Source organism: Zhongshania marina (assembly GCF_002915595.1).
Taxonomy (GTDB): Bacteria; Pseudomonadota; Gammaproteobacteria; order Pseudomonadales; family Spongiibacteraceae; genus Spongiibacter; species Spongiibacter marinus_B.
Genome location: NZ_PQGG01000025.1, coordinates 1 through 10,708, shown reverse-complemented (window position 1 = coordinate 10,708; position 10,708 = coordinate 1). Strand labels below are relative to the sequence as shown.

8 protein-coding genes are annotated in these 10,708 nt (G+C 49.6%); 6 read left to right on the top strand and 2 right to left on the bottom strand.

Features of this window, described 5'->3' with window-relative positions; genetic code table 11:
* Nucleotides 1-1,200: PKD domain-containing protein (locus C0068_RS19530; RefSeq protein WP_233208795.1), on the top strand; the 1,200-nt coding region annotated here is incomplete at its 5' end.
* A gap of 193 nt (nucleotides 1,201-1,393) precedes the next feature.
* Here C0068_RS19530 and C0068_RS19870 read toward each other — a convergent pair.
* Entirely contained in the window at nucleotides 1,394-1,612 is a 219-nt protein-coding gene (locus C0068_RS19870; protein ID WP_199176156.1) for a recombinase family protein, read from the bottom strand.
* 523 nt (nucleotides 1,613-2,135) lie between these two features.
* Here C0068_RS19870 and C0068_RS10485 point away from each other — a divergent pair.
* The 5 genes from C0068_RS10485 to C0068_RS10465 all read left to right on the top strand — a co-directional run bounded on the left by C0068_RS10485 (nucleotide 2,136) and on the right by C0068_RS10465 (nucleotide 9,091).
* On the top strand, nucleotides 2,136-4,298 hold the full coding sequence (locus C0068_RS10485) for a hypothetical protein (protein ID WP_103684449.1): 2,163 nt from the start codon (nucleotides 2,136-2,138) through the stop codon (nucleotides 4,296-4,298).
* 35 nt (nucleotides 4,299-4,333) lie between these two features.
* The gene (gene cmoA / locus C0068_RS10480; protein ID WP_103684448.1) at nucleotides 4,334-5,056 is read left to right on the top strand and encodes a carboxy-S-adenosyl-L-methionine synthase CmoA; all 723 of its coding nucleotides are present in this window, start codon (nucleotides 4,334-4,336) and stop codon (nucleotides 5,054-5,056) included.
* Nucleotides 5,053-6,024 (top strand): tRNA 5-methoxyuridine(34)/uridine 5-oxyacetic acid(34) synthase CmoB, encoded by a 972-nt coding sequence (gene cmoB / locus C0068_RS10475; protein ID WP_103684447.1) that lies wholly within the window; start codon nucleotides 5,053-5,055, stop codon nucleotides 6,022-6,024. The genes cmoA and cmoB overlap by 4 nt, the downstream gene beginning before the upstream one ends.
* A 150-nt stretch (nucleotides 6,025-6,174) precedes the next feature.
* The gene (locus C0068_RS10470; RefSeq protein ID WP_103684446.1) at nucleotides 6,175-7,659 is read left to right on the top strand and encodes a DUF1631 family protein; all 1,485 of its coding nucleotides are present in this window, start codon (nucleotides 6,175-6,177) and stop codon (nucleotides 7,657-7,659) included.
* Between the two features lie 154 nt (nucleotides 7,660-7,813).
* Complete coding sequence (locus C0068_RS10465) at nucleotides 7,814-9,091, top strand: aspartate aminotransferase type Ic (protein ID WP_103684451.1); 1,278 nt, start codon at nucleotides 7,814-7,816, stop codon at nucleotides 9,089-9,091.
* Between the two features lie 221 nt (nucleotides 9,092-9,312).
* On the opposite strand, the gene C0068_RS10460 is transcribed toward C0068_RS10465, so the two are convergent.
* A complete protein-coding gene (locus C0068_RS10460) occupies nucleotides 9,313-10,656 on the bottom strand; it encodes an IS1182 family transposase (RefSeq protein WP_103682823.1) in 1,344 nt (447 codons plus the stop codon).
* Nucleotides 10,657-10,708: the final 52 nt, after the last annotated feature.

The following is a 10,708-nucleotide window of genomic DNA, read 5'->3' as shown; positions in this document are numbered from 1 at the left end:
GATCAGAACGTAACAACTGGTACGCTCGCCTCTCTAAATGGCAGCAGCAGCTCCGATGCCGACGGCGATTCTCTTACTTACTTATGGTCTACCACATCAAAGCCTAACGGCAGTGCCAGCTCTCTTTCGAGCACCACTGCTGCGAACCCACAATTCTCAGCTGACGTAGACGGTCAATATACTTTCCAGCTCGTCGTTAACGATGGCGAGCTAAATAGCTCCCCTGACTCCGTCACGGTAACAAGCAGTACTGCCAACAGCGCCCCCACTGCTAACGCAGGCCCGGATCAGAACGTAACAACTAGCTTTTTAGCAACGCTGGACGGCTCCGCCAGCTCTGATGCCGATGGTGACCCGCTGAGTTATTCGTGGACTATCACTTCCAAACCCAGTGGCAGCGCTAGTACGATATCGTTCAGCACTGACGTAGACGCATTTTTCACCCCTGACCGTGATGGGCAATATGTTTTCCAGCTCATCGTAAATGATGGCCATGCTAACAGCGCCCCCGACTCGATTACTGTAACTAGTAGCGGCGACAATAGCCCCCCAACCGCAAACGCTGGTGCCGATCAGACTGTCTTAGTGGGCGACGTTGCCCAACTAGATAGCAGCAATAGCTCAGACGCTGACGGCGACCCCTTAAGTTATTCTTGGAGCTTTGTGTCCAAACCAAATGGCAGTGTGTCGGCTTTATCCGACGCCACCCAAGCCTCCCCAACTTTTTTAACTGACCAGGCCGGCAGTTATGTACTGAGTTTAGTTGTCAGCGACGGCACTGAGAACTCCAACCCAGACTCCGTCACAATTACAGCTTCCGCCCCCAAAGTAAGACTTTATACAAAAGGGAATAGCATTTTCGACCCTACAGAGAACGAAGTAGGCTTCCCATATTCAAGCCAAGGCACGAACAATTCGTCAATTATAGGGAGCGACGTAATCACGCTAGGAGAGTTTCGCCTAGAAGCCCTGGGTACGGACTTCAATGTAACATCGCTTCAGGCCATAGATAGAAATGGAATTGTTGCTCCGAGATTTGTTGGGCTGGTTAACGGCGATACCGTTAGTGCCGGTAGCTCAATCAGTTTCAAACTAGAAACGCCAAAAACCAACAACCAGCAGGCTGATTTGTTGTTCTCATTTACTATCCAAGAAACTGGCGAGACATTTAGCTTTCAGCGCTTAGTTAAGACCAACTAACAAAGCCCTTTCAGACCTAAGCAGCATGTAAAGCTTTGCGTACTTTTCGCTGCTTGGGTTCGATTGTTATGAATTACAATGTCGCTTTACCGTAACCAAGCTGAGGCAAAGACACGTAGCTGCACCAGATTGACTCAGCCCCTCCATCTTAGCCACCGGAACAGCTTTTGTGGCGACGTGGCAACTAGTCTTCCTAAGCAACACCGCTCGTTCTAGCCTTTGCCAGCCCCTCCGAAATACGTCCCCTGATACGATTACGCTCAAACTCATTGAATGCCGAAATCACTTGAAGCATCAAACAACCTTCCGCGCTCGCTAAATCCACATTAAGTAGATCAAAGCTCCGCAAACTTACGTCCTTCTCCATCAATGTGGTAATTGTCTTTTGTACTTGGATGGCGCCACGACCCAAACTGATTTACAGCCAATCTTCACTACCATACGATTCAATTAGATAACTTACTTTATAGGCAATCCGCCCCTTGCTATCATTATTCTAAAAAACCACTTCACCGTGATTTTGTCGCCTCCAGATAAGTACGCCACACTCTCCGGGTGGATGGTAAAATGCTGCCGCAATCTAGACGGCGATAGCCGCCCGAAGGGGCAATAACAGGCCCTAGCCTGTTATTGATCAGCCCGCCGCAGCGGTTCGATAAAATGCGACCAGCATTTGGGACAAGCCATGTATGCTTTTCAATACATGGCGCAGCCCGAAGGGGCAAGCTGCAAGCCTAAACCCGCACCAAACCACTCTCTCAACACAACTAAAACCGCCATTTTTCAAACATCAATCACAAGTTTTCCGCACAAAACAGCAAATTACGCTAATATTCCTTCATACTTAGAGACTTACTGCGCTAACCTAAGAAAACATATAATCTGTTAACCATCACGGAAAAACAGAACTGCCGAAGAGATAGAGGACACCCGATATGAAGGCCTTGTTTCGTACCTGCCTGTTAATGTTTACAGTATTTTCATTTGCTGGCTGCGGAGGCGGTGACAGTGATGGCGGGCCGACATTAACCCCAATAGAAGATACCGAGACTGAAAACACGGTCAAACTTGGTAACTTTGCTCAAGGCGCATTTGTTGAAGGCCTCATCAAAGCCACTCCTCAAACAACATTAAGCACCGGAGATACCGCACAATTGAGTGTACTTTTTGTCGACCAAGATGACCTCGCATACACTGGGCCGGCGGAAATTTTATTCACATCAGATTGCCTCAGTAATGGTCAATCTGAAATTGACCCAGCAATCGCCGACAATACTAGCGGCACGGTACTAGCGACCTACACCGTTCTCAGTTGCGATGGTGCAGATATAGTAACTGCAACCAGCAGTGTAGAGGGAGTAACGCTAACAGCCTCCATAACTTTACAAACTGAACAACCCCCTTTAGGAGCACTCCAGTTTGTTTCAGCAACTCCACAAGTGCTCGCGCTGAAAGGAACAGAGGGCACCAATGACCAAACCGGCGATGGCCGTGATATTGGGCCTCAATCAACCGTGGTATTCCGTGTAACAAGTGACAATGGCGGCCCACTCCCTAATCAACAAGTCCAATTTGAACTCGTCACCGGAGATAGCGGTACAGGAAGCAACGGCGGCGACGCCTACCTAAGTCGATATATCGACTTCACAGATGCCGAGGGACTGGTTAGTACGGTGGTCAACCCAGGCACCACATCTACACCTCTTAGAGTGCGGGCAACAGCAGAACGCAACAATCAGGATATTTCAGCCGTCTCAAGTAGACTTGTGGTCACTACCGGAATACCGGATCAAGATAGCTTTTCACTTAGCGTTTCAACATTCAATATCGATGGCTGGGCCTATGACGGTATCGAAACTGATATCACCATTCGCGCCGCAGACCGCTTTAACAACCCCGTTCCAAACGGTACTGCCTTAACATTTTGGGCCGAAGGCGCTGCCATAGAACCGAGCTGCGTAACCGACGGCGGTGCCTGCACGGTTAAATTAAAAAGCCAATCACCTAGACCCAGTACTGGCCGCGTCAGTATTCTAGCCCGAGCTATTGGCGAGGAAAGTTTCACTGACGCCTCCCCCACCAATGGACGCTTCGAAGATAGTGAAAGTTTTCAAGATCTGGACGAGCCCTTCTTAGATGACAACGAGAATTGCGTTTACGATGCCAACATCGAAAAATTTGCCGACTTCAATAATGATGGCTCCCGCAACACTGGTAACAGCTTATACGACGGCCTGCTATGCAATGAAAACGCCAGTAACAACAACTGCAACCCCAACTCAGAAACAATTTTCGTCAGCGCCAGCACTGTCATCGTACTGTCCGGTTCGACCGACCTAAATGTGACTCCGTTTCTAGCAGGCGATCTGCAACTAAGCCCTATCATTGCCTGCGGTGGCGACGCTGCGAATAGTGGCTCTCGAGTTCCCTCATCATCATTGAGTGAAGTTACACTGGACTGCGGCCAGTCCATTGCTGTAACAGTAGAGGATTCACGAGGACAAGTTCCACCGGCAGGTACAAGTATTTCCGTCAAAACCAGCCAAGGCAATTTGATTGGCCCCACCACATATACGATGCCGTCCACTAACAACTATGGCCCGTGGGTAAAAACTTTTTTCTTGGATCCCGCAGAACAAGCCGGCGATGGTGTATTTGAAATCACCGTTGCCACTCCTAATACAGAAGCTGGCGGCACAACAACCTACACCCAATCACTTTCAGTTCTTCAGCGAAACTTCAACATCGACGCAACACAACCGGGCGTCAGTGGAGGCAATCTTGAAGTGAATACGGTCGACGGTGCGACAATTCAATTGAGCATAGACGAAGAGAATCAACTCGGCTTTCCAGAGGGCACGAAAGTTGCTCTATCCCTAAGCCGTGGAACAATCAATAATGGCACTGAGTTTAACATTCAAGCCGGACAAGTCGGAACATTTAGACATAACATTCAAGTAAGTCCTACCGGAAGCGAAGGTTTTGGGTTCCTCTCCGTCACTATAACCACACCTTCAGCCGACGGATGCAACCAAAACCGCACCTACTTTAAAGACTTCCAGGTTGAAGAAGTTGAACCGGAAGAAGACGAGCCCTAGGGCCTTTTTAGACCGGTCATGGTAAAATTTCTGCCATGACCAAACACGACACCATCTACTCCCAGCCCCAGCCCAGCATTGCGCGATTCGCCTTTGACGAGCATGTCGTTGAGGTTTTTCCAGACATGATCCAGCGCTCGGTGCCGGGTTACGCAACCATTATTGCAATGACGGGGGTAATGGCGGGAAGGTACGCGCAGAGTGGCAGCAACTGCTATGACTTAGGTTCATCACTCGGCGCAAGCACCTTAGCGATGGCGCGGGAAATTGGCGATCGCGACTGTCATATCATCGGGGTAGACAATTCTCCAGCCATGATTGAGCGCTGCAAACAGTATATTGCCGACGCCCCTCAATCTATCGAGTTGCGCTGTGAAAGCATCCAAGACAGCCACATTGCTAACGCCTCAGTTGTAGTACTCAATTTCACCCTGCAATTTGTACCGGCTAGTGAGCGCGCCAAACTCATCCAAACCATTAGCGAAGCCATGCGGCCCGGCGGGATTCTAATTTTGTCAGAAAAAATTGTCTTTGCAGATCCACACCTACAAGAATTGAATACCGACCTCCACCACGCCTTCAAGCGTGCCAACGGCTATAGCGAACTAGAAGTCGCGCAAAAGCGCAGTGCACTTGAGGACGTATTAGTCCCAGAAACCCTTAACCAACACCAACAAAGACTGCGCGAGGCAGGATTCAGCAGTATTGATGTGTGGTTCCAGTGTTTTAATTTTGCCTCTCTCGTTGCCATTAAATGATCGATTACCACGCATTTTTAAACAAACTCAGCCAACACCCCGAGCTTGCCGGCTGGTGCGACGCGCTGCCACAGCAGATTACCGACGGCTTAAACGAAGCCCGCTACGGCGACCTACCCCGCTGGAAGAAGGCACTTGCTGCTCTGCCCGATCTCGCGTCAAATTCCATCACTCTTAACGCGTCTCGCGTTGGTGCGGACGGCAGCATCACAGAGGCACAGCATCAGCAATTACACAATGCCCTCAAAGGTCTGCACCCTTGGCGCAAAGGCCCCTTTGAACTCTTTGGCGTGCATATAGACACCGAGTGGCGATCTGATTGGAAATGGGATCGCCTCAAAGACGCCATCGCACCGCTACAAGACCGCACGGTATTAGATGTAGGCTGCGGTAGCGGCTACCACTGTTGGCGTATGCGGGGCGCGGGGGCAAACCTCGTTGTCGGCATAGACCCTACGCCACTTTTTGTAATGCAGTATTTCGCGCTACAAAAATACCTAAACGACGACCGTGTCGCCGTCTTACCAATGGGCATTGAACACCTTCCAGAAAAATTGGAGGCGTTTGACACGACCTTTTCAATGGGCATTCTCTACCATCGTCGCTCCCCCTTTGATCACCTGATTGCACTGCGCGACAGTCTCCGCAGCGGCGGCCAGCTAGTATTAGAAACACTGGTTATTGAAGGCAAAGCCGGCGAAGTACTAGTGCCAGAGGGACGGTATAGCAAAATGGGCAATGTGTGGTTTATTCCGAGCACAGCCACATTAGAAAGCTGGCTAAAGAAAGCCGGATTTAAATCTCCCCGACTCATCGATGTAAGCCAAACAAGCTGCGAGGAGCAGCGCAGTACCGACTGGATGAACTTCCACTCGCTAGCAGAATTCCTCAATCCAGCGGATGCGAGCCAAACCATTGAGGGTTATCCGGCGCCGCGCCGCGCGACTTTTCTTGCCGAAAAGCCGTAAAAAGTACGCAAAATCAGCAATCAAGCCCCATTTTCAAACCTAACAGCACAATTTCAACAACACAAAAAGGGACTTTTGTGCTATGTTTGTGAAACTTTTAAGTATGAAATCGTGCCGAAAAAATCAAAAAAAGGCACATCGGAAGCCATCATGCTGCAAACTGGAACAGGACTTCTAGCTGACCGCCTTAAATCGCAATCACGATTGTGGTTTGGCGAGCACCTGTACCGCTACTTTGAACGGCTTGAAGACAATTTCCACCGCCGCGCCTTAAGCGCAAATAACCCAGCCGAACAAGCTGAACTACTGGCCCAGCAAAAAGCGGTAAAGCGCGGCCAAGACGAAGCATTCCGGCTATTTGCAGATCATATTAATCTCGCTTTCAATACCAAGCGCGCCTACGATATAGGTGGCCACCCCGAACTAGATCGCCTAGCGCAGGGCCTTGAAAAATTATCTGACGCCTACTTTAAACACGAGAAACCACAACTTCGCATTATTTGTCGCGCCATCGCTCCCATTACAGTGTTGGCCGGCTTTCAGCAAATTTTAGTACCACTAAAACTCGAAGCAAGTCATCGGCATCAAGCCCTAACCATGTTTCAGGGCCTGCTCATTCAAGAATTGAACAAACTTTATAGTGACCTGCTTAGCTCATTGCCAGTGGAAAGCCAAACCCACAATTTAGAGGCTTGGATCAGCCATATAAAACAACAATTGGCGGAAAAAAACCTTTCCACCCAAGAACGGGCACTGACCGAAACACGATTGCAGCGTTTACTGAAACTGCACTCCCACCGTCACAGCAAGAATAGCAATAGTGTACAGATAGAACCTAGCGACGAAGAGCTCCTCAACACCGTCGCCACACTATTTCAGCAGCTAACAACCCGACGTAGATTATCATCTGGGGTTTTATCCTCACTCAACACACTTCAAACCAGCGTCAGTGCGCTTGCGCTGCAAGACCGCAGCGTATTTATGCATCCGCTACACCCAGCCAGGCAAGTGTGTCGGCAATTAATTAACACTCTCAATCAATGGGACGACGCCCCGCTTGCGCAACGTCAGCAATTTGAAGCCGAACTCAAAACCATAAGCAAAAAATTTAGCGATCATCATATCAACGCAAATCAGTTCAATGCGGTGCGCGAGCAGGTCGACGCCTGCTGCCAACATTTGCTACAAAGCATCAAGCTGAATGATAAACGCAGCCTAAATGCAGACGTAGGCCAAAAGCGCCTCGCGCGACTACGCCGAAAAGTGCATGAAATGCTCGATGAAAAAACCACCGAGCTCGACCTACCAGTCAATATTGGCAATATGCTCTACGGCCCCATGACAACCATCATTCTCTATCATTGGCTACGTCACGGCAGTAACAGCGCGCCGCTGCGCCGCAGTCTGCAATTGGTAGACGACATTCTTTGGTACATCCAGCCACATTCAAACTGGTCTGAACTTCGTCGCGCCAAAGCCATGAGCAAAGACATCGAAACCGAGCTAAGCGACGGTTTGCAGCGTATTAACTACGGCTACCACGCCACCCAAACCCTCATCGACGAGCTTCACCAACTCCGTCTCGCCGCCTCAGGACGCAGCGTCAGCGTGCCATTGCCCGACGCCAAACGCTGATACCACCCCAAGCAAATCTGTGCCGACGGGTGTTGGTAGCCATCAAAACTAGGTATAATTTCCCGCCCGCATGTTTGGCCATCACGGCTAGACGCGCCCAATACTCTACAGATCAATCGCATATTATGGCGATCACGCATTTAAGGTGATGACTTTGCAACTCGATCAAGCAACTACCGAACAACTGCGCGACTGGGAAACCTCACTAACTCAGGAATACCAGCAGTTTAAAGCCTCAGGCCTGAATCTCGACCTAACCCGCGGCAAACCCAGCTCGGAGCAGCTGTCCTTGTCAGACAGCATCAATGAAATTCTGAATAGCGATCTGAGTAATGAAAGCAACACCGACTTGCGCAACTACGGCGGCCTCGACGGCATCCCTGAGTGCAAACGCTTATTTGCCGGCGTACTAGGCGTAAAACCAGAAGAAACCCTTATCGGCGGCAACAGCAGTCTCACTCTGATGTATATGGCCGTCCAATTTGGCCTGCATCAAGGCTTTGGCGACTTAGCCAAAAGCTGGAACAGCGAAGGCCGCACCGTTAAATTTCTTGCCCCAGTACCAGGTTATGATCGCCATTTCAGCGTGTGTGAACACCTAGGCATTGAATTAGTACCTGTGGCATTAAAAGACGACGGCCCAGACATGGATGCAGTAGAGCAATTACTAAAAAGCGATCCTGCCATCAAAGGCATTTGGTGCGTGCCCCGCTTTAGCAACCCTACTGGCACCGTCTACTCAGACCAAGTTGTTGAGCGCATTGCCCAACTCGGCAAAATCGCCAGCGATAACTTCCGTGTTTTCTGGGACAACGCCTACGCCGTTCACAGCCTAAGCGACGACGCACCAGAACTCGCTAACTTAATGGATAGCTGCCGCAAATATGGCACCGAAGACAGCGTATACCTCTTTGGCTCCACCTCAAAAATCACCTATGCCGGCGCCGGTGTCGCCTTTGCGGGCATGTCGAAGGCAAACTTAAAAGCATTCACCCATCACTTGGGTATGTCGCAAATCGGCCCCGACAAAATCAATCAGCTGCGCCACGTTCGTCTATTAAAAGACGCCGAGGGCATCACTGAGCATATGCGCCAACACGCCGCAGTGCTTAAACCACGCTTTGATATTGTTCTCAAGCACCTGCGCGAAGGCTTAGGCGGCACCGGCATGGCGAGCTGGAATGAGCCACAGGGCGGCTACTTTGTATCCTTCGACACGCTGCCGGGTCTTGCAAAAGAAGTTGTAAAACTGGCCGCTGAAGCCGGTGTAAAACTCACCCCCGCTGGCGCCACCTTCCCTTATGGCAAAGATCCCGCAAATAGCAATATTCGCATTGCCCCAAGCGTACCGAGCTTAGAGGAAATTGACCGCGCAATGGCCGTATTTGTGACCTGCGTGAAACTGGCCTCGGTAAAACAGCGTCTAAGCTAGGCTAGCCAAAACGCACTGCGCGACCACAAAAAAGGGTGCCAATTGGCACCCCAGATCCCTGACAAACCCCCGTATTTTTACTGGGGTTTGTCGTTTCTACGGCTCGTTCTCACACAGGCATAGAATTTAGGCGATTCCCCAAATTAATCACCAAGGTGCTTAAATCGCCTTCTAGTCGGCTTTTAGGGTGCTAATTCAGAGGTTTTAAACGACAAAATGGCCTACGCTGCCATCAGTGCTATCTTTTTAATGTTTTGGGCGGCAGCTACCAATAAACATTGGCCTTGAACACGGTTTAATCCTTTATAACGTGCATAGCGGTAACCATGAAGCTGTTTTGCATCTGCAAAACTTCGCTCAACGGTTTCTTTTCGCCTCTTATAAATAACTTTCCCTTCTGATGTTAGCCTGTGCTGATTAATCCGCTCCTTGCTCGCTTCCCAAACATGGCGGGTAACCGTTTTTACCTGCTTTGCGTTCCTGGTACAGCGTGATAGATGCTCACAGTGTTGGCAAATACGTGGATCTGACTGGTAGTGGCGGTAACCTTCCCGATTAGTGGTTTTATAGATGAGCTGTTGACCCGCTGGGCACTTGTAGGTATCGCTATCGGCATCGTATTGATATTCACGTTTGTAGAAATAACCTTTCTTATGCGTGGGGCGGCGATAGCCCATTACACCGTACAGTCCTCGATCTTCAATGCCTTTACAAACGGCTGAGGTGAAGTATCCCGCATCTAGTCCTACTGCTTCTACTGGTAGGTCAAAGCGCTTAATTTGCCGGTCTAGCCGCTTCAGGTAAGGCACACTGTCATGGATATTCCCCGGCGTAACGTGAACATCGGTAACGATGTTGCATTTACCATCGACTGTTCGATGATCTAAGTAAAAGAACCCTTTAGGCTTTTCATCTCGTACCATGTAGCCACTGTCGGGGTCGGTAGTGCTTTTATTTATTTCTCTGGTGACTGGCGCTTTCGTTGTCGGCGCTAACGGCTTTTTTCCGTGGCGTAATCTGTCCTCCTCTACAGCGCTATCAAGCGCATCCATGTAATCTTGACGAGAGGCGGCGACCTGAACTTTGGTTTTCTTGTGTTTATTGGCGTTGGCTTTTAGGTGGGTCGAGTCGGTGAAGAGGTGCTTTCCTGATACCAGTCGTTTTGATATTGCCTGCAAAACGATTTCATCAAAGATTTGTTGGTATACACCTGACTCATTAAACCGCCTGCGACGATTTTGACTAAATGTAGAGGCATCTGGGATTTTGTCCGTTAAGTTTAAACCTAAAAACCAACGATAAGCGACGTTCACTTGCACTTCGCGAACCAGCTGGCGCTCACTGCGAACACCGAATAAGTAGCCAACTAACAACATCTTAAAGAGTAGTGTTGGATCTAAAGCTGGTCGCCCGTTATCAGCACAGTAGAGATCTTTGACGAGATCATGAATAAAGCTGAAATCGATATGTTTATCGACTTTGCGCAGCAGGTGGTCTGAGGGGACTAGCTCGTCAATACAGACGAACTCCATCGAGGATTGGGTTTGCGGTCGAGTATTTAGCATGCCCCATTATAAAAAATCCTCGCGCTTTGGCGAGGACTTTGTCAGCAGTCTG

What these genes read in the sequence shown, in the direction of transcription:
- C0068_RS10485 (WP_103684449.1), top strand. Translation starts at nt 2,136, where the DNA reads ATGAAGGCCTTGTTTCGTACCTGCCTGTTAATGTTTACAGTATTTTCA.
- cmoA (WP_103684448.1), top strand. Translation starts at nt 4,334, where the DNA reads ATGACCAAACACGACACCATCTACTCCCAGCCCCAGCCCAGCATTGCG.
- cmoB (WP_103684447.1), top strand. Translation starts at nt 5,053, where the DNA reads ATGATCGATTACCACGCATTTTTAAACAAACTCAGCCAACACCCCGAG.
- C0068_RS10470 (WP_103684446.1), top strand. Translation starts at nt 6,175, where the DNA reads ATGCTGCAAACTGGAACAGGACTTCTAGCTGACCGCCTTAAATCGCAA.
- C0068_RS10460 (WP_103682823.1), bottom strand. Translation starts at nt 10,656, where the DNA reads ATGCTAAATACTCGACCGCAAACCCAATCCTCGATGGAGTTCGTCTGT.